The following is a 23,357-nucleotide window of genomic DNA, read 5'->3' on the forward strand; positions in this document are numbered from 1 at the left end:
TGAGGATTAAGAGTAAATGGCTTATCAGCTACAGCATTCTTCTCCATGGATCAAATTACATATCAAATATGTATGGTCAATTCTTTACGTAGATAATTTTCCCTTTGTACTTGATTTTAAGTATTCTGTGATATGGTATCATAGTATCTGGGATAAGTGTAAAAAATGAATGTCCAATGTCTTCTATATCCTCACCTGAAACCTTTTTTGTGTTACCAGGTGCACCCCTGTGAATATACTCTATGCTGCATTCATTTATATCAAGCTCATCTTTCCATTTCAATTCATTGAATATGTCTCTCGGATGTTTTGATTTTATTGCAGTACTCATAGAATACCTTCCAGACGGCTTAATATGCTTATTAGAAAACCATTCACGCAGATTCAATGATCTGTTGAATTATGTCCGTTCTACACAATATTAGTTAAGATAAATTTTGATAAATAATTATTGAATCTTTTTCCCATCATAAGAATGCTTTTCTTATCGACTTATCAATGAAGATGATATTATTGAACTATTTCAGTAAACAAATATCGGACAGAACAATTCTGTTAAATAGAATGATATCAGAATTTAATATGGGTAAAATCAAGGGGGAGTTATTTGCTGAAATACATTTTTCCAGCTTTAGTCATATTAATCTTATTCAGTACCACATCAGCGGCATGGCAACCTGAAACATGTAAAAGTTGTCATCTTGAAATCTATGAAAAATGGAACGCTTCAGCACATGCCGAATCACTGAAAGCTGCCGGGGGTTCGGTTCTGAATATTGAAGAATGTACAAAATGCCATCTTGAATCTTCCATCAAAGAAACATGGGGGAGAGAAGATGTTGAAACAATGGTTGAACCTGTCACCTGTGAGGTCTGTCATAATCCACCGGCTGAAGGTTATGATGCACATATAAATGAACCTTCTTTCTATGCACTTGAAGTGACCCTTTCTGCAGAAATGTGTGGAAACTGTCATAGAGATGAGCATCATCCGATATTCGAAGAATGGGACGAGTTCAATAATACGGATTTCAATATAACGACCATGGAAAGTCATTCAGAACCAACCGATATTGCGGAACCGTATATCCTTGACAGGGACAAGTCCTGTGTTTCCTGCAAATCAACAGACGGTGCAATCCCAAATCTAGAAGACCCGGATATCTTCGGACTAAACCTAAATGAGGTTCCTGAACCCTCCGAAGTATCAGAATGGCGTATTACATGTGTTGCCTGCCATGAACCTCATTCAGCTAGTTACAGGATAGAGGATGATGTTTTGTTGTGTGGCAATTGTCATAATTCAGAACATGCAGTACCAGACGGACAGACAACCCGGATATTGCACCCACAGTGGGAAATGTATAATGGTTCAATATATAATACAGGTATCCATCCTATAGATATAGGATGTTCAGATTGCCACATGGCCATGCAGGAATTCAATGATACTACAGAAGAACCTGCTATAACCGGGCATACTTTTGATTTTAAATCTGAAATCCTGTTCAGCCCTAACGCTACCAATGGTTGTTATGATTGCCATCAGGAAGTCTTTATTCCGGTGGTGGAGGCAAAGCAGAAACTCATAGCAAGAAGGATTAATGACCTTGAAGCAACCAGGATCAATGCCAGCGAGTCACTGGAAGAATTGAACGGAACTCACACATATGATGCTGCGCTTGCAGATTACAACAATGCCGTATTCTATCTTGAAGCTGTCAAGGCGGACGGCAGCCATGGTATACATAATACGGAAAGAGCCAGTGAGTATCTCGATAATTCCGGAGAACTCTTTGATTCTGTGGTTGAACGTCAGGCAGCAATTTCAGAACCAGGTTTTGAATTGATCCTTGCTGTGATCGGCTTGCTGGCAGCTTTGTGGACCATGAAGAAGAGAAAGTAAGACATCCAGTATTTGCCTTGCTTTCCTTTTTATTAATTAGCTTTGGCAGTTCCCGAAATGAATTTAAGTTTATTTCATATTTTATTTGTATTCTCACACATCAAACCTTTCCCTAATATGAGATTGCAAAGTAAATGGTTTATCAGCTTCAGCATTCTTCTTCATTTAATGGAGAGTAGCGTTGTCATTGCATTGGATTTCATGCCTTCAGGATCATGATACATAATTAGTGCTGTTGGAAGTGGATTCATTCAGGAAGTCTTTTACAAGCAGCCTTGTACTGTCCATTTGAGACAACATTCCATGACCACCGGTATCATATAGCACCAATTGTGATCGAGCCATTTTATTGTGGGCATTTTCTGCATGTTTGTAACTTACCAGCACATCATCTTTAGCATGGATGATTAATGTTGGTGAACTTACATTCTCTGCGGGCACAGTATATGATTTTATCATCCTTTCATCATTTATAGTGCCTTCATACCTTTGAGACATTGGATGCATAACATCTAACATTTCCTGTGCCAGCTCTTTCTGCTCAGGATCGAACGTTTCATATACGTCAGTGGGAATTCCCATCAATTCCAGAATTGTTGGCTGGAAAAATCTTGTAACAAGCCAATATCCATAATCTGACTGCTGGATGGTGTGAATAATTCCAACATAGAACGGGTCTTTATCATCTGGTGCCGGACCCATACTTACAGCAGATATCAATATCAATTCCGAGCATCTGTCAGGATAGTCGTTGGCAAACTGAGTGGCTGAAGGCCCTCCTGCTGAAACGCCAACAACAATTACTTTGTCTACGCCTAAACTGTCCAGAAGAGGCTTATATGCTTCAGATTGCATCTTTACCGAAGCATTGTCCGGAATGTTTGATCGAAGATATCCATATCGTGAAACCGAGATGAACTTATGATTGTCCCCGAAAAAGACTTTGCCCAACCAAAGACCCTGATCATAACCACCGCCTGCACCATGTATCATTAAGACAGGTGTACCTTCTCCCTTTACAGCATATTCAATATCTCCGTACTCTGTTTGCAAAATATTACTGTTAGTGAGCAGCTGCTTTTGTTTCTCCGTCATTGTATTGTGATAGTCAGGATAAGTTAGAGCAATTAGTATAGCCGTTATGCAAATTGAACATGCCAATACAATTAGTAAAATATTCCTGACCCTGCTCTTAAGTTCTTTCAAGAAGATCACTTCGAGTTGCAGCCATAATACTCCGAATTACAACCACTCAATTGTAGGAATAATCCCTATATTATCCCATAATTCAGGTATCTTATATTCTTTCCGATTTTCACTCAAAAAACAAAAAATCATAGATATTAATTAAAAATGAGAATCAGACCAGCAATCTGCTGAGTATGTGACTTTTAAGCTGAGTAAAATCGCCTGAGCCCGTAAGCGATATTGGACGAGGCCTTTCAAAAGGTACAGCTATCTCTTCGATGATCTTTCCAGGTCTTTTACCCATAATGCATATGCGATCGGACAATAGAAGTGCTTCTTCCACATCATGTGTAATAAAAACGATCGTCTGCCTGTTTCTTTCCCAAAGCTGTAGCAAAAGCTGCTGCATGCTGTAGCGGGTCTGTGCATCCAGTGCTGCGAAAGGTTCATCCATCAGGAGGACTTTCGGATCCAGTATCAGTGAGCGTGCTAGAGCGACTCTTTGCTGCATACCTCCTGATAGCTGGGAAGGGTAGTAGTTATCAAAATCATCAAGTCCAACTGCCCTGATATATTCAGCAGTTATTCTTTGTGCATCGTCCTTCTTTTTTCCTGTCTGCTTCAGCCCGTACATGATATTGTTCTTCACGTCCATCCATGGAAAAAGGACCGGTGACTGGAAGACCACAGCTCTCTCAGGGGAAGGTCCTCTTACCGGTTCGCCGCAGCAGACTGCATGACCCTGGTTTGCAGTCTCGAATCCTGCAAGGATGTTTAGAAATGTAGATTTCCCGCATCCGCTTGGCCCCAGGATAGTTACAAATTCACCCTCCTTGATCTCGAAATCCATGTCTTCCAGTACGTACAGAAGCCCGTCTTCACCGGGTTCTGAAAAACACTTACTGATATTATTTGCTGAAAGGTCTGTCCTTTTCACTCTTCATAGCTCCTTTTGAGTAAATTCAGTTTTCTGAAAGAGCTTGTCAGTATCAGATCACTGATACGACCAAAAAGTCCTATGAAGATCATGGCCACCAGAATCATCTCAACATTCCCGAGCATACGGGCATCCATCATAACAGCACCAAGTCCATGCGTGACCCCTGTCAGCTCACCTAATACAAGATATGCCCATGAAAGTCCAAGACCCAGACGTAGTCCGGCTACAGTAGACGGCATAGATGCGGGTATGATAACAGTTGTGAATATCGCCAGATCATTCGCGCCCAGCATCCTTCCGGCACGGATCAGCATAGGCGACACGGATGCAGCTCCTTGGGCCGCATTTACGTATATGGGGAAAAAGGCTGCCAGGGAAATAAGAAATACTGTGGTCTTTTCTCCAACACCGAACCATACCATTGCAAGGGGAAGCCAGCCTATTCCGGGAATTATACGTATCAAATGTACAGTTGGGTCTAGCGAACTTTTTGCCAGGGCAAGTCGTCCTGTAAGGAAACCAAGTGGCAGCCCTATAACTGCAGCCAGCCCAAACCCTGTCAAAACCCTCTGTAAGCTGGCTATTGTGTGCACAAGTAGCGTTCCTGAGTAAGGGCTAAGTCTCTCACTGCCTGCGGTAAAATCAATCGCAGTGCGTGCAAGGTCCAATGGTGAAGGAAGCAGGTATGCAGGCACACCACCATCAAGTGTTGCAATATACCAGATGGTGAATAATGCAACAGGCAGTATGAGACCTGCAAAGCCTAATCTTTCGTTATTTTCATGCATTCTCGCTGTCATCAAGATCCTTACGTGCCTGTTCCACGAAACTCAGGTCAAATAAAGTATCCATATCCGGTACTTCTTCTATCATTTCCAGATCCTTCATTCTCTCTGCGAGATTCTCAGCCTGCAGGACATAGTTCTCGTCCATGTCCCACGCAAGTTCCATATTACTTGCAGCTATCTCCAGAACCTCAGAATCAGTTCCGAAATCAGAAGAAATGTTGATCCATTCTTCTTGGTTGGCTTTCAGGTACTCGGTTGACCTGGCATGGGCTGTCACGAGTCTCTGTATACCTTCTCTGTTATTCTCGATCTCATCCCTTGTTGTAAGCATGCCTGCATTGATTGTGCCAACTCCTTCCCCATAATACGGATAGCTGAGCACGCGTCCGTAACCATCTGCTATGGCAAGGGAGGGATAAGGTTCACCGCTGCAGAAAGCATCAACGGTGCCCTGCCAAAGCGCCTGTCCCATATCGAAGAAGTCTATCCTCTGTAGTGTTACCTCCTTTTCAGGATCAAGGCCTGCCTGTTTCAGTGTTTCCAGAAGCAGAACATGATGCATGGTTCCGGGTACATAGGCTATTGTCTTGCCTTTCAGGTCTGATGCTGTCATGATATCCGAGTCATTCCTGACAACGATTGCTGAACATTTATTGCACAGGCTGCTCACAACAACAACAGGCTCGCCTCTTGAGGCAGCGGTTATCGCAAGGGCGATTGTTGTACCTGTCATATCAAGATCGCCAGCAAGCAGAGCAGCTTTCTGATCGCCAGGATTGGTGAAGGGGAGTACATCTATAATGTAATCTTCTTCAACGAAGTCCTGGTAGAGGAAGGGCTGTATGGTCTGTGCTGTTTTCCAGGTACCTACAGTTGCAACTTTGCTGTCCTGATTGGCACTGCCGGTGCATCCCGACATGGACAGAGCAATAAGGACAATGATTATCACCAGAAACGGGAGAAATTTTTTCATTTAATCCACATCTCCAGAATAGAAGACATAGCCTGCGTTCTCAAAGTAGTCCCTTGCAGTGACCATATCAAAACCATGCCATTCACAATCGCAGTTCCCGGTATCCCGAGGAACAGCGCCTGTTTCAACAACCACCACATTGGCCCCCCATTCCATTGCAATGCGGGAAGGGGGATGTACGCAGATGTCAGGTGTATGATGACCGGCTGCCAGCCGTGTGACAGCTACTATCTGTGCATGTCTTCTCTCGGATAACTGGTCACTGCCGGCAAAAGGAGTGCCTGGAAGTGGTACTCTTGCCATTGCTCCTGAAAGGATGGCACCATACTCCATACCTTTCAGGAAGATATCAGCAATCTCCTCATTGCTGTGTTCGATACCTACGGGTTCCACAAGATAAGCAAGGTTGAGCGGTGAATCTCTGACGGACCTAAGGGTGTCAATTCTGTCCTCGGGTCTGAACCTTGTATCCTTACCTTCACGCAGGCGGAGAGTGTGATAAACCACCTGTGCTCCGGCCTCTGCAAGTTTTCTTGCTTTTTCTTCATCGAACTCTCCGGTGTTCACAACTATTTCATAATTGCCGGTAACCGCCAGGCGGATGTCTTTTATGAGTTGAATGAGCCTGTCGAAGCCATAGAACTGGGTCGTGCGTAAGGTGACCCACCTTGCACCCTGGGATACGAACCTGTCTGTCAGTTCGATGATTTCTTCAGCGCTTCTTTCACTTTCCTGTGCTATAAGCCCCCATTTCTGGCCGAACGAACAGAAATCGCAATTCATGGCACATTTTTTGTAGTCCACTCCAATGGATGCCCAGACGCTTGCCCGGTTTCCGGTGACCTCTTCAGCAACTTCCCTTGCGGCCATCCCGAGCATATCAGCATCAATGGAATCCGGGTCGATCTCAAGCAAGGCTATGATACTCTCCCTATCAAGTTTTTCACCATTCAGTGCCTTTTCCTTTGCAGTAAGAATAAGATTTGTATATGAGAATTCACTCATTAATCCCTCTTCTCTGCCATCAACGGATACATCACTCATGCTTATTTCGCCATCCTTTCTATATCGCTGATCCTCTGGTCCAGACAGGCACCACACATACATGGTTCATCGATAATTGAAGTGATATCTCGAGTCCTGTATCGGATAAGTGGCATGCACTTTCTTCTCAGAGTGGTGACCACAAGCTCACCTTTCTCACCTGCCGGCAGAACCTTCCCTGTCTTCGGATCGATGACCTCAACAAGGAAATCCGGATTGTTCAGGTGAAAGCCATTCTGATGTTCACACTCGATAGCATTTGCCAGACCAAGTTCTGTCATTCCCCACTGGCGCAGGGTTTTACAACCCCACACGCTCTCGATCACTTCCCGCATGGCCTCAGTCAGTGGTTCTGACGAACAGATGATTTTCTTAATTCCTAGTTCTCCCGGGCTAATAAGGCTGTGTGCCTGTAATGAAAGCTTATAGAGGAAAGATGATGTTCCGATTATGAAGGTTGTACCGGATTCTTTCATAGTCCTAATTTGCTCTCTGGCATCTAGTGAATCCTCAATAACGGAATTAAAACCTCCAAGAGTACATGCCTTACTCAGCACGAGTCCCGGGTCCCATGTTGCTGTGATGGTGGGATACATTATCTGCAAAATATCATCCTTTGAATCCATACCTGCCATCTTCAGACCGGATATGACAGAATCAACAATTTCCAGTAACTCATCCTGGGTATACGCCATCCTTTTCAGCATATTTGTCGTACCGGAGCTTGTAAATTCACGGATTATGTCTTTTCTTGGGACACAAAGGAAGTGATAGGGTTTATTTGCAAGTTCCTCCTGCTCCGTAAGCGGCAGTCTTTCCAGATCTTCATAACTTCTAAACGCTGAAACATCGATGCCTGCATTTGCATAAAGATCCTGGTAATAGGGACTATTCTCCAGCACGTAGCCAAGAACCTCCCTGAACTTGATAAGCTTGTACTCTTTGATGGCTTCCCTATCAAGTTCAACGCCGCTGAAGTGATTGCTCAGTACCTTGTTATTTTTGATGTCATTCCTTATTTTTGTGAGACCCCACTGCTCAAGCGGGTTTCCGTGCTGAGCCTTTATTTTTCTGGAATCAAGCTTCCTTTTAGCCACGTTCATGCGAACAGATGTCTTAATCTTTGCCTGAATACTCATCTTCTTCCTCCTGTACAATTTCAGACCATGCGGTCATTTGCCCGAACTAAAATAACTGGATAAAATGAAAATTTGAAAATAGAATTTAATTATGTTGCATTCCTGTAAAGAGAATTCCCGTTGCAGTCAGTCATATTGTAATTACAGAACGGAATAAAACGTCCGTCACGTGTGACAACATGTATGCAACAATTCTCCACACGGTCCTGTTCATATGACCAGGCGTCCTGGAATGCCATTGTTGAAATGGTAAGATAATTGTTCTTGCTCATTTCGATGAAATCAGCCCAGCCTCCACTCTTATCCTTACCTGATCCAGAGTTCTTCGGAAGGATATCGATTAGCGGCTTCTCGCAGCATGAACCCTTCACGGTTAGGCTGCTGAGAGGTTTTTCACAGCAAGAGCTCTTTATCAGCAGGTCACCACAGGATGATCCTGAATTTGAATCCTTTTCAAGACCCTTCCACCTGCCCATAATAGACTTCTTGGTCTTGCTTGCCACATCCGATGCCGATTTAACAGCACCCAAGGATACGTTTGTAAGTGGCAGATATCCACCGTTGTCTATCAATGTGAGACATGTGGCACCGCAATGTGCATGCGGCATAAGAGCCGGTGTAAAATTGCTGACCTTGAGCTGTCTGTTGGTCTGCTTTTCTATCTCCTGCAAAAGTTCCAGTATGGTGACTTTATCCTTCATATCGGAAGGTGATCTTCCTGAGTGGAAAACTGGCTGGAAATGCACACCTCTAACAGCCGGAACCCTTTTTGCAGCAAAATCTATGATACTGCCAACCTCGTGCAGATTGTAACCCTTTGCAACCAGAGGCACTAACACAACACCGATACCGGCTTTCTCACACCGGTTTATAACCTCGGTCTTTACGTCGAGCATCTTCCTTCCTGTTCTCTGCATGTATACATCATCCGACACACCATCAAATCCCAGATAGATGGCATCCACTCCTGCGGCTGCAATTCTATCAAAATAATTCTGGTCGCTGGCTATTCTGATACCGTTGGTGTTCAGTTCGATGTGGTTTATACCAATCTCCTTACCCATTCTGATTATTTCCGGAAGGTCGTTCCTTATGGTAGGTTCACCTCCGGATATCTGTATACATGTGGGTTCGTTCTGGCATTTCTTAACCGTCTCGAACATCAGCCTGATGGTATCCATATCAGGATCAAGACTTTCGTCCATTGATGAATTGGCAAAACAATATGTACACTTCATATTGCACCTGTCAGTAACCTCAACAACTGCCAGGCACGTATCCTGTTTATGAGAGGGACACAGGCCACAATCAAAAGGACAGCCACGCTGTGTTTCTGTCAGAGGTGACCTGGCTTTTGCCCTATCCACATCAAAACATTCCTCCATCTGAAGATAATGGTTCACATCTTCAGAGACAAGGTTAATGAAATTGCCATGGTCGGCACAGTTCTTCATTATGTAGACTTTGCCGTCCTCTACATATTTGACGCCTTCAATTTTGGCAAGGCACTGCGGACACAAACTCCGGACCGTTCCTATTTGTTCCATGATATCCCTCTCCAGGTGGTATATTTTAGATCTCAGGGATTCTGAGATTTGCTTAAGCTCTCTTCTCTTCCAGAATTGCTTCTGCTGTCTTCAGGGTCCTTGCAACACCATCAGAAACATAGAATTCATTGCATTTGGGACATACAAGCCCTGGTCCGGGTCTTGTAACACCCATATATGTCATATCCACGTTCCTTTCAAGTGCTATCTCACCGCATTTTGCACATGCCCATTCACTTGCATCATCATAGTCGATCTCGTTGAGTTCGCCTCCTGTGAGACCAAGAATGTTCATCTTGTGAGCATACACGTCTAAAAGCTCGGAAGGTGAATATACGGCATAGACGGTCAGGTTGTCTGATCCTCCCTTTGCAATGGATATATCTCCCTCTCTGGCTTTGAGCTTCTGACCACTGGATTCTGCGTTGGCTATCAGTTCCTTGATCTCTTCCGTTTTGAAGCCGTTGTCCTTCAGTGTGTTGTTAAGTTCTTCAGTTATTTTGATATCCATGTGAAACACTCCTTGAATTTTATTTATGTTGTTGTCTCTCCTTTCCTTAGAACTTCTCATACTTTCCGTGGTCTTTTGCAGCCTTTACAAGTGCGTGGACATTCACAGGTGGTGCGTTTGTCGGACATTCACAGGCAGTTCCCAGGATGAATCCTCTCGGACTGTCCTTTCCGGCAATAACCTGCTCTTTTGCCTGTTCATAGACCTGTGCAGGTGTTCCACGGTCTACAAGTTTTGTGTCAACGGTACCGAAACAGGTACATCTGTCACCGAAGTGTTCCACAAGCTTGGATGTCGGGAAGATGTTCTGCCCGTCGTATCCTATCTGTACAATGGTGAAAGGACTCATTGGAGCGTTCTTCCACATCTGGAAGTCATCAGTATGGTTTCCACAAAGGTGGTAATAGATACCTGGTCCAGCTCCTGCATTCAGAACCTTTCTGACAGCACGGGAAACAGGCTGGAAACTGAACCTCTTGATCTGTTCAGTGTCCATGAGATCACCGCTGGCGATAACTGAACCGGTAATCATTACGTTTGCACCGTATCTCTCAGCAGTTGCTTTACATGCACTCACCATGTGGTCTCCTGCTTTCTGACAGAGTTTGTCGACGACCTCTGGTTCTGTTATCATCCACATGAATACATCTTCAATAGCAGCCCAGTTGGTTGCAACTTCCATTGTACCTCCCAGCTGAGTGATAGGTGCGAACATGTTGGGGAATTCCTCTTTACATGTGTCCAGTGCCTTGTAGTGTGTTGTAAGGGTTGGGCCTTTAGCAAGTTCATCACTGTCCAGTACTTCGAAGTTGTCAACATCCTCAGCGGTCTTTATCGGACGCTTGGTAATACCTGGCGGGGAATTTGTCTGTATCTTTATCTCTGCTCCATAATCCTGTCCCCAATAATCGGCATACAGGTAGTGTCCTACCGGAGTGACGTCATAGAGTTCACAGGCATGGCACACCATCCTTATCGCTTCATCTGGGTTCTGGTAAAAATATCCTGCATTTTTCCTAAACAGACTTGCAGCATGGGACAAAATAATAGGGTCAACAATAACTCTTTCAGATGGCTTGTCAACCCAAGGTGTTGTCCATAAACTTCCTGCATTTTCTAGCCAATTTTCATCTATTGGTGCATAGTCTTTTGCTGGCATGATTTGATCACCTATGTTCTTATTTTATCTAGCAGAAATGGAGTAAGTTATATTCTCCAGTTCTTGCTATCTATGTGGTAAGTAATTGTTTCAGGCCGGGATGACTGATTTCAGTCGTAATTCCCGACCATAAACAAATAGCAGTCTGGAAATATTTATAATAACTCAAGGTAATTAATCAACACCAATATTATTATCAATGCAGCATCAAATGTTCAAAGAATGGTTATAACAGAAGATGTAATCCTGAATGATACCATGCAGGAAAACTGTAATGAAGAAAAAAAGAAGGCCTTTGATAATATCAAGACCATGAATTAAATCATCTGCCAGGAAGAGTTGAATTTATCAGAAAATAGATAATAAAAAGACTTTTCCGTATTATTGGAATTATTAAGAATACGGGATCATAAAAAAGTTATGCTTCTTCGATATTATTTTACTTTTTCCGATTTTTCCCTGTAATATTGGAAGAGATCTACTCCCCATCTGCGTGCGCTTTCTTCAAAACTGAGAACTTTTTTATGGTCAAAGATCCCATCCTTATTGAAAAAAGCGATGAGCATAATATCATCTGTAACGGAAAGTGCTCCCAGTTTCAGAGAATTGTCATCGCAAATATACATGTGAGAGTTCTTTGAGTTCATCATTGCATCATGCTGTTCTTTATATTCATCTCTAAGTCTTTCATAAACAGGCCTGGTGAGAATAAGATTGTAGTTCACTTCTTTTTTTGCCAGTTCTGCATAATTGTCGGGACAGGTCGGACAGAAATATGAATAAAATGTACAGACATTCTCTGTCTGCTTGAGACTTGTGAGCAATGCTTTTGGTGGCTCAAAAAGATGATTAAGGTCCGGCTCGTGTATCATTACTTCTCCGAGGTCCCCTATTCTGTCAAGTAGGAATTCTGGTATGGCGCTCATATTTCTGCTGTCCCAGTAATCCTTATTATCCTCCAGCACATTCAGGGTTTCTATAAGAGGTTTTATTTTTTTCATTACTATTTTTCCAATAGAGGTCAACCTGTATTTATCCTCATTTTGCTCAATAAGCCCCTGTTCATAAAGGATCTTTACCTGAGCCATGATCGCACTGGTTGTTCCTGTAAGAGAATCTTTTATCTCATCGACGGTAGCTGGTTTGTCCATTAACATCAGGAGGGTTTTTTTTCTCTTTTCGGATAGGAACACAGTACTTATCAATTCGGCTTTCATTGTAATTTCCCTTTTATTGTTTTGCTCTGCTAGTATAAAATTTTGGTCCATATTTGGTCTTGTGGTGGACGTTTTCATTATCTTATCTTTTACACTCTGCTAGTAAATTATTATATAATGTTAACGGCGTTAACATTGCATTGCTAAGTACCACTATCAAGATAAGAATCTTTAATCTATTTTAAATGGAATATTTGGTTGCTTATAAGGCTTATTATATGAAAAATAACACATATTGAACTTCTTAATCAGGTATTCTACTTTTGTCATAAATGAATAATTCATTTTAAAAATCTAAATGGTATACAGATAGTTATAAATAGCATTATGTTTCGACACATTTAACATTTAATTTAAAAGAATGGGTTCCTTTAGTGATGTTTCCAGCAAGAATACAAAGAGAAAGATAATGTTTGTTTAATTTTGGAGATCTGGAACTCCAACTTATTTTTGATTTAATGGGATAAATAAATAAATAAATAAATAAATAAATAAATAATAGAGATAAATCAGGTTCATATTCTACTTTCCTTTATAGATTCGTTGATATTTATAAAATATTGATAATATGTCATAGGAACAATCTTTTATATTTAAAGATTTCATATGGAAAAGTCAGTCAAAAATCTGGCACGATTACATAATATTAAGATGAGAATCATCTGATATATTCCTGAAATTCTAAATGAAAGAGAGGATTAATTTTGTTCCCAAGTAAGAAAGTCCAGAAATTAGTTGGATCCAAGGTCCAGGTAGAGATGAAAGGTGACCTTCACCTTCTCGAAGGAACTCTGAAAAGTGCAGACGATTATATGAATCTCCATATGGTCGACACTATAGAGGTTGCAAACGGTGAGCGTCTGCGTTCCCTTGGTTCAGTCGTATTGCGTGGAAACAATATCATTCTTGTTGTTCCAATGGAAGAATAAATTCTCAGTGGAAACTAGCATGAGTATCGAAGAGACTGCGTACAATCTAATTCGTGACAGCAAGGAAGGTATTTTCCAGAATGAGCTCTGGAAGATGCTGGAAATTGATAGCCGTAAATGTTCCAGAGTTGTTTCTAAGCTTCTCGATGAGGATCTTATCACCCGTGAGCAGGCTGTCTCGAATGGAGCCAGGACTTACCTTCTGAAAGTTAAGGAAGAGGAGAAGCCCTGCTTCGATCTCCTGTTATCAGGAGAAATGTTCTCACCTTGTGCAGGATGCAGGGATGCATGCCAGCCTGAGATATGTGGAAAGCTTACTGCATGGGTCGAAAACCTCAATGATAACGAGGAAACAGGTGAAATGTGCTGACCTCGGCGAAAGGTTTATATAGAATATCTGCTATGTTGGAGTCGCTTCACTAAAGCGAAATCAACGTGCTCCGGTAGTGTAGTCCGGCCAATCATTCCGGCCTTTCGAGCCGAAGACTCGGGTTCGAATCCCGGCCGGAGCACCATACAATTTTTCTTGGAGTCCTTAACTAAAATCAAATAAATTTCTTTTCTAAAGGTAAATTCAATCTATTTTTGTGTTACGAAATAGAGTTTCCTATCATTTTATCTAAATAGAGATGCATAAAACTCTACGATAAAGAAATCTTCTTAAAGAGGTATTAAGTGGGGAGATATGTCTTATGGGGCAAATTTTTCCAATAATTCTTCAAAGTTTGCCCCATAAGTTCATGGTTCGATGAACCAATATTTGTCTTATTCTGGTTTTTCATGCTTTATTTAATCTAAAATAATGCAAAAAAGAATAATAAGTCCAATTTCTGTCAATGTGCCTTTCATGGTTTGTTATCATTATTTATCCATTCTGATACTTTGCATATAATGCAAAATATAAGATATTCTGGACAATCTTAAAGCACATGATCATGATCTCCAATTGTTATGTAGTTCTCTATTATTTTTTTGGTATCTGTATAATGTTGGTAACATAGTGTATCACCAAGGTGATGATATCATAATTAGTTTTAAGAAGAGTGCTAAAAAAATTAATAAGAGAATTGTTTATTCTCTTCTGGTAAATATGAATGCTAAACCAAGTATTGCAGCAATTGGTAGTGCGATTGTTGGAAATTCAGGTACTGCGCAGACATCCCTTGATGCAGAAGCATAACAGGTTGCTGAACTTGTTCCTGTATAGATCTTCACTTCATAGACAGCTCCAACAGGAGCATTTGAATCAAGCTTTAGTGTGATAACGCCGACATCATCATATTCTGGATATGTTGTTGGTGTAAAATTGTGAGTAAAAGTGATGTTGATATCGTTCACTGATCCTCCACCTGTTACGTCCAGTATATCATATCCATATGGAGTTGTTAACCCCATTGCAGAACTTGTCAGTTTTTCTGCATGATAACTCAAAATAACAGAACTTCCTGGCAACAGGTTAATGGGATTTGGTGCAAGTCCACTTGCTGTTTCATCATATATTCTTCCTGTATGGGTCAAGCTCGCATCAGCCAGTCCGGTGCAAATTGCTAAAGCTAACGCTAAAATTATTAGTTTTTTCATTGTTTACCCCCTGATATCTAATTTTTATTTGGTTTTTTCCCAAATGACTAAACATATGTTTCAAAGATATTTATCTTTTTTCACTTGCAAATTATTTATTCATAGAAAACTAAATATACATATAAATATCAGATATTTTCAGTGGCAATGGAGAATTAATACATTTTCACGAACGATAACTGTTTATATAATGATGCTATCATTCGAGCAATTATAAATACAGAATTTACGGTTTTACTTGTGGAATAAATGTCACAATTCGACTTACAAGACAATTTGTTTTCTTTGTAATTTTGTTCTGATATCATATTCACCGGGTTTTACATAGTAACTCGAGGTTCACATGTCATTCGATGATCTTAATCTGATTTACCCGCTACAGCGCGCATTAAAAGAGGAAGGGTACACAACCCCTACACCCATACAGCAGCAGTCCATACCACATCTTCTTGGTGGAAAGGACATGATAGGTATTGCCCAGACAGGTACTGGCAAAACCGCTTCTTTCATATTACCAATCCTGCACAACATGTCAGGTGCTCACAAAAAGACACGACGGGGAAGTCCACGTGTACTGGTGCTGGCACCAACAAGAGAACTTGCAGCCCAGATAGGGGACAGTTTCTCAACATACGGAAAATACACTCAGTTCAAACACACGGTCATTTTTGGTGGTGTAGGTCAGAGCCCCCAGGTCAGAGCGATCTCAAAGGGTGTAGATTCGCTTATAGCAACACCTGGCCGCTTACTTGATCTGGTGGATCAGGGACATATAGATCTCTCTGGAGTCGAGTATTTCGTGCTTGATGAAGCAGACAGGATGCTTGATATGGGATTTGTCAAAGATGTCTATAAAATAGTTGAAATGCTGCCATACAAGAGACAGTCACTTTTCTTCTCAGCAACTATGTCTCATGATGTTTCAAAGCTTGCAAAGAAAATGCTGACAAATCCAGTAACTGTTGAAGTCACTCCTCAGGCAACGACTGTAGAACTAATAGACCAGTTCATATTCTTTGTAGACTCGGAGAACAAGAACGAGTTGATACTTCAGCTTCTCAGAAGCAAACATCTGGAATGTGTCCTGATCTTCGCCAGAACAAAACACAGGGCTAACAAAGTCGCTCAAATGCTTAACAAGAACAAGATCCCTGCTGATGCTATTCATGGAAACAAGTCCCAGACACACAGGACAAAAGCCCTCCAGGACTTCAGGTCAGGACAGCTTCGTGTACTGGTGGCAACAGATATAGCAGCCCGTGGAATTGATATTGATGACATTTCCCACGTTATCAACTACGACCTGCCAAACATTCCTGAAAGCTATGTCCACCGCATTGGCCGTACAGCAAGAGCAGGGGCCGATGGAACAGCATTCTCATTTTGTGCTGCTGATGAGCGTGATTTCCTCCGTGAGATAGAGAAACTCATCAGAATGGAAATAGAAGTTGCAGAACATGACTATCATTCTGAGAAGGCAAAGAACGCCACCGGTGCCGATGCCAAACCTGCACCAAGGCAGCAGGGCAGGCCAAGAGGAAGTTCAGGTCATAAGAGAGGCCAGGGCAGAGGCAAAAAAGGAGAAGACAAGGGCAGGAAAAGCGGCAGGAATAGCAGTAGTAGTGCCCGAAGTAATGGGAACAGCGGAAATAAGGGGACCAGTTCAGGTAATGATTCCGGTGCAAAGAGATCTACTAAGACCGGTGCAGGTAGTAGCAAGCCAAAAAGGAACATGAAAGCAAAGTCAATCCAATCCCACAATTCAAGGAGCAAGAGTTCTTCCACCCGAAATGATTCAGGTCCGGGAAAGAAAAAGAGCGGTGCACCTTCCAAATTTGGAAACAGAAGATAACCTTAGAACAGATTACATCCCTGTTCTTTTTTAGTGGTAAGAAGTTCATAATGATCTCTGTGAACCGAAAACGCTAATATCTGCTACTGACTTTATACTGTCTCATCAGACTGTGATAAATGCAGTCCTGCAATGAATACTAAAAAACGCAAGTGACCTTAAATGAAATATATTCTCCAGTTTGCCATCATCCTTGCAATCTGCTATCTTGGCGACCTGATCCACAGTTTCTTTCACATCCCAGTTCCCGGAAATGTTCTGGGAATGGTCTTGCTTCTGGTACTTTTGCTTTCAGGTGTTGTCAAGCTCTCAATGATAGAGGATGTGAGCAATTTTCTGCTGAAACATCTGTCATTTTTCTTCATCCCGGCAGCAGTGGGGCTTATTACCTGCTTCACGGTGCTTGAAGGAAAGTGGACTGCGCTTTTTATAATTTCCGTTGTCTCAACATTTATCATTGCAGTTGTTACAGGTGCAACGGTACAGCTACTTATCAAAAGGAGGCAGTCCGTTGAGTGAGTTTATATCACAGATTGTGCAGTCTCCTGTATTTGGCATCGGAATTTCTCTGGTGACATTCTACGCAGGTGCCCAGCTCTACAAAAAGACAGGCTCACCCCTGATGAACCCGCTGGTTCTCAGCATGTTTATGATAATAGCTCTGCTTCTGAGTTTTCACATCAGTTTTGATGACTATAATAATGGCGGACAGTTCATATCATTCTTCCTTGGGCCTGCAACTGTTATTCTTGCTGTTCCATTGTACCGGAAGATAAGCCTGCTGAAGGAGAATGTGGTTCCGATAATTGCCGGAATAAGCATTGGTTCTGCAGCAGGTATTGCCAGCATCATCGTTATGTGCAAGATGTTCGGACTTGATGAGATACTCAGTGTTTCCATGATCCCAAAATCTGTTACAACACCGATTGGAATTGAAATATCCAACCAGCTTGGTGGGTTGCCTTCCGTAACAGTAGCTGCAATAGTTTTCACAGGTATTGCAGGTGTGTTGCTCGGACCAATGGTATGTAAATTGTTCAAAATTGAAGATAAAGTGGCTCTTGGTGTGGCTATCGGTACTTCGTCCCATGCTCTTGGAACCACAAAGGCTGTTGAGATTGGTGAGACCGAAGGTGCAATGAGTGGGCTTGCGATCGGAATTGCAGGATTGGTAACTGTGTTCCTGGCTCCTCTGCTGGCAAAACTACTGTTGTAGTGGTCGTTATTGTTATTATTGTTGCTATAATTTCTGCCATAATTGTCACCATATTAGCCGCCATATTTGCAGTAGATGGAAACGATTATCTTTTGAGCAATGCTATATTTAAACCGGGTAATTCCTATGATTCTTATTCAAAGAAGATATCAGGATGATGTTGAGCAGATAAGTGAGGCAGATGTTGATCGTGTTAAGCTGAATCTTGGCATAACGAGGAAAGTCTGCTGCGGTGGCAGGGAGAAGAAAGATTATGACCTTGGCTGGATCGAGAATCCAAAGGACATGAAAATAACCACTGTTAAGGATTATGAGATCAGGGACAGGGTGCTTGAGGTGTGGATCGAACCTTGAGGCAGTTAAGTTTCCCTTATTAAATCTTTATCTTATCTCTGGATCATTTTAACTTTCAAAAAGTGAATGACCAGAATAATGCTGGTCACAAACATCTTAAAATCAAAAGGAATCGTCAATCTTTGTTAAAACTTATTTTGTTCTCTGTCATGAATTTCATGCAGGCTTCTGATTCCATAACAGGGAAGCTGTCAAAGTAACAAATATCTCTCCAGGGAAATGTTCCTGCTGCAAAAGCTTCGGCATTTTCTGCATCATAGATCAAGATGTGACGGCAGGAAGTCAGATCTTCCCATTCACTGATAACTTTCAGTCCTTTCGGATATTCCCATTTTGCAAATCTGTCCAGCATTTCAGCTGTGTCTTTAGGTTCCCATGTAATTATATCCATGAAAAGCATTTCTTTTCCACTCCTCCTTTATTCAATTTCATTTTCCGGCTATTCAAAAATAAATAAATAAATAAATAAATAAATAAATTACAGGCCGGAATATTACTTTCATTATAGAATTGATTTTAAAAAATCATATTTTTTTTGAATCAAAGATACTTAACATAATTCCTGATTTTAAAAGCAATATCAGGTTGAAAAAGTATGAATCAAATCGAACATAAAAAAAGAAAAATGAAATTTTAGTACTTCTCACTCAATTTCTACTTCAAGTCCACCGACAATTCCGGTGATGACATTGAAGATAAGAGCTACGATAATACCACCAATGAATCCGATGATACCATAGAATATTGGCATTGTTATTATTGAGCCCATGCCGAACAATACGCCTCCGGCAAAGCCAATTTTTCCGAACATGGAACCCATTATGATATATGAAAGGCTCATCAATGCTCCTATTATAAGTCCCAGTATTGCATATACAGCACCAAGGATCTTCCCAAGAGAGATTACCCCAACTTTGTTGATATATTGTGTTGTCATAGAACAATCATCACCATGTTATTTTAGAATTAATTGAGTTTATATGAAATACGCTTGCAATGATTTTCGTATTTTTGTAAGAACAGAGCTCAAATGAGATAAAAAATGAGATATATTACTCATTTTCTATCATTCGATCAATTTTATTAAATTGTATGATTGTACAGAAGATCCGCACTTGTCATGCATCCGCAGTTGGAACAATAATAAACGATGTTCATTCCAAGCTTCTGCCTCTTTAGCATGTTATTACACTTCTTACAGGATTTTCCCGGTTGGTTGTCCATTCAGAGTCCTCCTTCACTTAGTGCTTCGTATAACATCATTGAGTCCATTCTTGCGGTGTTCTCCCTTGTCCAGTAACCACATGTTTTACAAACCTGTAATCCACTTGACAATTTATGAAAATCTCCATGGCATTCAGGACACATTTTTAAAGATCCCATTTTTATAACTCCCTTATCTTCCTATTACTATATATTTTACAATTTGAGCCACATCGCTCTCAGTTAGTGTAACTTCTATTACAGGCCGAGCCATTCCCTTTTACTCGCCTGATTTCAAATTTGAGCCATATGGCACATCCCACTTCCTTATATATTTGTGTTAATGGTATTTAAGGTATTTTAAATATTATTTTTTTTATATTTGGGAGTTAAGAACTCTTCCCATATCTCTCTTATTAAATACAATTTAATTATATATGCTATATAATTATTTTGATGGAAAAAAAGATTGGCTTGTAGAAAGGCGATTGAAGACTTTATATTATCAACTATTTCTACATGACCTAAAAATATTTTAATTATTTTGATTGTTTATTATGCGTTGCATGATTCGTAATTGCCACTGCATACGATGTAGTATTTGCCATCGTTTCCTGTGGCTAACTGATAGTAAGTTATCTTGTAGTACAAATTAGCATGTGCGGGATTGGTATATACGTACTCTACCCATCCATTGCCATTTTGCAGTGCTCCGGCAACGATCTCATCACGGAAGGCTTTTCCGGTAACATCTGTCTTGCCTTTGAAGTTTGTTCCTACAAGCTGAATGTTGTCAGCATGAGCAACCATTGTTACATTTGTATCATATACGAATGTGTAGAGTTCAGGATATTCCTGGTCTTTGTAAGGTGCTTCACCTGAGTTGATGCGCTGGATCGTATCGGAGGCGTTGTTTTCAATTGCAGAAACAGTTTTATTCACAAGTTCGACTACTTTTTCATCGGAAAAGGTCTGCTGAGTACAACTGACTCCAAGATCCTTGTAGGCAATTCGTTCATATTCGCTGATCCCCTGCTTGTTTTTCCGGTCCTTAACCATATCCAGTGCCTGCTGGAAAGACTGGACTACCGGATCAGGTACATCTTTACTGAATGCATAGTAAGTTTCCTGACTCTGTAGTTCATAAACGACTATATAACTGTTGGAGTCGCCGGTTACTTTTTCGGTAAAGTATCTACCTGAAGCTTCAGGATATGCCCAGAGGTCGATGTCGCCATTATTCAACTTATCGATAAGTATCTCCACATCATTTTCTGTCACTATCTGACTCTGGTCCACACCAAGGTCAAGCAGGTACTGAATTGCAATATCGTCAGTGATGACTCCTATTCTATAGTTATTCAGATCTTCAGGATTATTGATCGTAATCCCGCTTTCAGTTCTTGCGAACAGGACTTTCCTGTTTGTATAGATAGGCCCGGCCCACTTGAACAGATTCTCACGTTCAGGAGTCCTTGCCATGCTGAATAGAACGGTGTTATTTCCGTTAAGAACTGCCTGATAACCTTCCGTCCAGGTCACGAGTTGTACATCTTCCCGTGAAACCTTAGTTCCCATTTCTTCTGTCACTGCTTCCAGAAGGTCCACAGACATTCCCTGAACAGTTCCATTTTCCTGATAATTGTAGGGTGGAAGCTCTTCAGTGTAAAATGTCAGATCTGTTATTCCTATTGAATCACTTTGATCAGCAGACCCGCCTCCGTTATCCGAAAGACAACCAGCGCTCATGATCAGAGCACCGGCCAATGCTATGCTAAGAAAAAGATATGTATATCGTAATGAAAATGCCATGTTTATTATAAACTTTCCCGATATATAAATAAATATTTGTTATGATGGATATTGATTTAGAGTAATTTATCATATCAGAAAAAAGATTCAAGAAAAACAGAGAAAACAGGTAATGTTGGTCACAAGGTGTTGAAGGTTATTACGGGATCGGGTTTTATCCCGTCCTGAATTTCGCTTCATTTCAGCTATGCGTTGGTGAAACCGATTTAGGAATCTGGTTTTGCCACCTCCCGACTTTTGTTTCAACCAAATCACGCGTAAATGAAGTTTTGTTACTGAACGGTTATTATTCCGTTCTAAACGCTGCCCCATTTTACAGCTTACTCCCTTATGACCAATTCTTATTATGTACTTAATGGTATAAGCAACTGGCGGTCATATAACTGTGAATTATTTTATGAGAATAATTCAAAACTCAATGTCATCCCTCTTAATTTTAATTATGATTGGGAGGAGATGGGATTTTCTAAAAGTGATTTGCATTATATCATTTCAGAATGGTGATTCTGATAATCATTTGATATGAATACTTATGTAAAGGGTAGGCTGAAGATATAGAAATTTCAAGGAGCAGGTTTCAGGGAATCAAATAAAAAATTAGAGTAATGGAAATCTCAATTTTAATACTCCGATGGTGAGGAGGTTAAGATGATAATTTTAAAATTCATAGAATTAGCTAAATACAAATAAAAAACTTAAAATGTAATAAGTTTATAAATAGTACTATTATTTTTACCACATAAGTAAAAGGAATCAAAATTAACGATTGGGTGCATATGATGGATTTTATTGATGAAGTAAAAGCCTTGGCTGCAAGGATACCAAACCTTAAAGACAGCATCATGACAGAGGAAGCAACAAAAAATGCATTGGTTATGCCGATGATTAACATACTTGGGTACAATGTCTTTGATCCAACCGAAGTTGTTCCAGAGTTCACAGCAGATCACGGCACAAAGAAGGGCGAAAAAGTAGATTATGCCATTATTAAAGCCGGAGAACCTATTATGTTAATAGAATGCAAAACACTTGGTTCTGATTTGAATACCAATCATGCATCGCAGTTGTTCAGATACTTCAATGTTACAAGTGCCAAGGTAGGAATTCTCACAAACGGTACGACATATCGCTTTTTTTCAGATTTAGAAGATGCAAATAAGATGGATGACAAACCATTCTTAGAGATAGACCTCCTTAATCTGAAAGATGAACAAGTAGAAGAATTAAAACGATTTAAAAAGGAACGTTTTGATGTGTGTGAACTTGAATCTGTGGCAAATGAATTGAAGTACACTAAAGAAATCAAGCAGATTCTTTTGTCTGAGATGAACAAACCATCTGAGGATTTTGTTAAGTTTTTTGCTAATTTGGTGTATAATGGCAGGATAACTCCTAACAAGCGAGACCAATTTACTGCAATTACAAAAAAGGCTTTCAATCAGTTTATTAATGATAGAATAAATGAAAGACTCAAAATAGCAATGTCAAATAAGAATCACAGTGATGAGGTTGATGTTGAAGAAGATATTGTTGAACCTGTTGATGATGGAATTGTCACTACAGAAGAGGAAATTGAAGGCTATCACATTGTAAAAGCAATCCTTCGTGAAACAATTGCCCCAGACAGAATAGTTATGAGGGATACAAAAAGTTATTGTGGCATTCTCTTGGATGACAATAACAGAAAGCCAATATGCAGGCTTCGATTTAACAGTGCTCAAAAATATGTTGGCATACTTGACGACGATCGTAAAGAAATAAAAACTCCGATTAACAATTTAAATGATATTTATGAGTTGACAGCAAAAATTAAATTAGTTGTTGAAAAAATGGAATCTGATAGTTAATACAATAAGTAATATGGCATGGATAAATTATTTGCTATATCATGTTTTCCACAGGAAGTTAAAGGACATTTTGAATTGCTAGAAGACAGTTTTTAATTAAGAATCATACTCATTTTTTTCATTTTTATTTAAAAGCAAATTTTGAATGGTT

Annotated in this window: 25 protein-coding genes and 1 tRNA gene; 9 read left to right on the forward strand and 17 right to left on the reverse strand. The window is 40.6% G+C overall.

Annotation, left to right across the window (positions count from 1 at the left end; all coding sequences use genetic code 11):
* Positions 1-76: 76 nt before the first annotated feature.
* On the reverse strand, positions 77-331 hold the full coding sequence (locus BLP52_RS09925; protein WP_091710315.1) for a DUF504 domain-containing protein: 255 nt from the start codon (positions 329-331) through the stop codon (positions 77-79).
* 276 nt (positions 332-607) lie between these two features.
* Between BLP52_RS09925 and BLP52_RS09930 the strand changes: the two genes are divergently transcribed.
* Positions 608-1,906 carry an ammonia-forming cytochrome c nitrite reductase subunit c552 gene (locus BLP52_RS09930; RefSeq protein WP_091710316.1) on the forward strand — a complete coding sequence of 433 codons (1,299 nt, stop codon included), beginning with the start codon at positions 608-610 and terminating at the stop codon, positions 1,904-1,906.
* Positions 1,907-2,119: 213 nt separating this feature from the next.
* On the opposite strand, the gene BLP52_RS09935 is transcribed toward BLP52_RS09930, so the two are convergent.
* The 10 genes from BLP52_RS09935 to BLP52_RS09980 form a co-directional block, all read right to left on the reverse strand.
* Positions 2,120-2,959, reverse strand: coding sequence for an alpha/beta fold hydrolase (locus BLP52_RS09935; protein WP_238380790.1), 840 nt, complete (start codon positions 2,957-2,959; stop codon positions 2,120-2,122).
* A 307-nt stretch (positions 2,960-3,266) separates the two neighbouring features.
* Complete coding sequence (locus tag BLP52_RS09940) at positions 3,267-4,031, reverse strand: ABC transporter ATP-binding protein (protein ID WP_091710317.1); 765 nt, start codon at positions 4,029-4,031, stop codon at positions 3,267-3,269.
* Positions 4,028-4,834, reverse strand: coding sequence for an ABC transporter permease (locus BLP52_RS09945; RefSeq protein WP_238380791.1), 807 nt, complete (start codon positions 4,832-4,834; stop codon positions 4,028-4,030). Before BLP52_RS09945 ends, BLP52_RS09940 begins: the two co-directional genes overlap by 4 nt.
* Entirely contained in the window at positions 4,815-5,795 is a 981-nt protein-coding gene (locus tag BLP52_RS09950; RefSeq protein WP_091710319.1) for an ABC transporter substrate-binding protein, read from the reverse strand. The genes BLP52_RS09945 and BLP52_RS09950 overlap by 20 nt, the downstream gene beginning before the upstream one ends.
* Complete coding sequence (locus BLP52_RS09955) at positions 5,796-6,839, reverse strand: radical SAM protein (protein WP_238380792.1); 1,044 nt, start codon at positions 6,837-6,839, stop codon at positions 5,796-5,798.
* A gap of 2 nt (positions 6,840-6,841) precedes the next feature.
* The gene (locus BLP52_RS09960) at positions 6,842-7,978 is read right to left on the reverse strand and encodes a phenylacetate--CoA ligase family protein (RefSeq protein WP_091710320.1); all 1,137 of its coding nucleotides are present in this window, start codon (positions 7,976-7,978) and stop codon (positions 6,842-6,844) included.
* 89 nt (positions 7,979-8,067) lie between these two features.
* Entirely contained in the window at positions 8,068-9,525 is a 1,458-nt protein-coding gene (locus BLP52_RS09965; protein WP_091710321.1) for a radical SAM protein, read from the reverse strand.
* Between the two features lie 52 nt (positions 9,526-9,577).
* Positions 9,578-10,036, reverse strand: a complete 459-nt coding sequence (locus BLP52_RS09970; RefSeq protein ID WP_091710406.1) for a DUF7479 domain-containing protein — start codon at positions 10,034-10,036, stop codon at positions 9,578-9,580.
* Between the two features lie 46 nt (positions 10,037-10,082).
* Positions 10,083-11,195, reverse strand: coding sequence for a uroporphyrinogen decarboxylase family protein (locus BLP52_RS09975; RefSeq protein WP_202905767.1), 1,113 nt, complete (start codon positions 11,193-11,195; stop codon positions 10,083-10,085).
* Between the two features lie 434 nt (positions 11,196-11,629).
* Positions 11,630-12,412 (reverse strand): helix-turn-helix transcriptional regulator, encoded by a 783-nt coding sequence (locus tag BLP52_RS09980; RefSeq protein ID WP_091710323.1) that lies wholly within the window; start codon positions 12,410-12,412, stop codon positions 11,630-11,632.
* Positions 12,413-13,116: 704 nt separating this feature from the next.
* Here BLP52_RS09980 and BLP52_RS09985 point away from each other — a divergent pair.
* From BLP52_RS09985 to BLP52_RS09995, 3 genes are all read left to right on the forward strand, one after another.
* A complete protein-coding gene (locus BLP52_RS09985) occupies positions 13,117-13,341 on the forward strand; it encodes an LSM domain-containing protein (RefSeq protein ID WP_091710324.1) in 225 nt (74 codons plus the stop codon).
* A gap of 19 nt (positions 13,342-13,360) precedes the next feature.
* Positions 13,361-13,711, forward strand: coding sequence for a helix-turn-helix transcriptional regulator (locus BLP52_RS09990; protein WP_202905768.1), 351 nt, complete (start codon positions 13,361-13,363; stop codon positions 13,709-13,711).
* Between the two features lie 67 nt (positions 13,712-13,778).
* Positions 13,779-13,856: transfer RNA gene (locus BLP52_RS09995), tRNA-Glu, on the forward strand.
* A gap of 556 nt (positions 13,857-14,412) precedes the next feature.
* On the opposite strand, the gene BLP52_RS10000 is transcribed toward BLP52_RS09995, so the two are convergent.
* The gene (locus BLP52_RS10000; protein ID WP_091710326.1) at positions 14,413-14,922 is read right to left on the reverse strand and encodes a PEF-CTERM sorting domain-containing protein; all 510 of its coding nucleotides are present in this window, start codon (positions 14,920-14,922) and stop codon (positions 14,413-14,415) included.
* A gap of 343 nt (positions 14,923-15,265) precedes the next feature.
* Here BLP52_RS10000 and BLP52_RS10005 point away from each other — a divergent pair, with 343 nt between their 5' ends.
* From BLP52_RS10005 to BLP52_RS10020, 4 genes are all read left to right on the forward strand, one after another.
* On the forward strand, positions 15,266-16,774 hold the full coding sequence (locus tag BLP52_RS10005) for a DEAD/DEAH box helicase (protein WP_091710327.1): 1,509 nt from the start codon (positions 15,266-15,268) through the stop codon (positions 16,772-16,774).
* A 162-nt stretch (positions 16,775-16,936) separates the two neighbouring features.
* A complete protein-coding gene (locus BLP52_RS10010; RefSeq protein WP_091710328.1) occupies positions 16,937-17,293 on the forward strand; it encodes a CidA/LrgA family protein in 357 nt (118 codons plus the stop codon).
* Entirely contained in the window at positions 17,286-17,990 is a 705-nt protein-coding gene (locus BLP52_RS10015) for an LrgB family protein (RefSeq protein WP_202905769.1), read from the forward strand. The genes BLP52_RS10010 and BLP52_RS10015 overlap by 8 nt, the downstream gene beginning before the upstream one ends.
* Before the next feature lie 126 nt (positions 17,991-18,116).
* Entirely contained in the window at positions 18,117-18,344 is a 228-nt protein-coding gene (locus tag BLP52_RS10020) for a hypothetical protein (protein ID WP_091710329.1), read from the forward strand.
* A 115-nt stretch (positions 18,345-18,459) separates the two neighbouring features.
* Here BLP52_RS10020 and BLP52_RS10025 read toward each other — a convergent pair whose 3' ends face one another.
* The 5 genes from BLP52_RS10025 to BLP52_RS10035 form a co-directional block, all read right to left on the reverse strand.
* Positions 18,460-18,744: a DUF3303 domain-containing protein gene (locus BLP52_RS10025; protein WP_091710330.1), complete on the reverse strand. Its 285-nt coding sequence runs from the start codon at positions 18,742-18,744 to the stop codon at positions 18,460-18,462.
* A 243-nt stretch (positions 18,745-18,987) separates the two neighbouring features.
* Entirely contained in the window at positions 18,988-19,281 is a 294-nt protein-coding gene (locus BLP52_RS10030; protein WP_091710331.1) for a hypothetical protein, read from the reverse strand.
* A 146-nt stretch (positions 19,282-19,427) separates the two neighbouring features.
* Positions 19,428-19,568 carry a hypothetical protein gene (locus BLP52_RS14425; protein ID WP_154717846.1) on the reverse strand — a complete coding sequence of 47 codons (141 nt, stop codon included), beginning with the start codon at positions 19,566-19,568 and terminating at the stop codon, positions 19,428-19,430.
* Positions 19,569-19,727 carry a hypothetical protein gene (locus BLP52_RS14595; RefSeq protein WP_202905770.1) on the reverse strand — a complete coding sequence of 53 codons (159 nt, stop codon included), beginning with the start codon at positions 19,725-19,727 and terminating at the stop codon, positions 19,569-19,571.
* Between the two features lie 375 nt (positions 19,728-20,102).
* Positions 20,103-21,359: a transporter substrate-binding domain-containing protein gene (locus BLP52_RS10035; RefSeq protein WP_091710332.1), complete on the reverse strand. Its 1,257-nt coding sequence runs from the start codon at positions 21,357-21,359 to the stop codon at positions 20,103-20,105.
* Positions 21,360-22,135: 776 nt separating this feature from the next.
* Here BLP52_RS10035 and BLP52_RS10040 point away from each other — a divergent pair.
* Positions 22,136-23,206 (forward strand): type I restriction endonuclease, encoded by a 1,071-nt coding sequence (locus tag BLP52_RS10040; RefSeq protein ID WP_238380793.1) that lies wholly within the window; start codon positions 22,136-22,138, stop codon positions 23,204-23,206.
* Positions 23,207-23,357 lie beyond the last annotated feature (151 nt).

This window comes from Methanolobus vulcani (assembly GCF_900100715.1).
Classification (GTDB): domain Archaea; phylum Halobacteriota; class Methanosarcinia; order Methanosarcinales; family Methanosarcinaceae; genus Methanolobus; species Methanolobus vulcani.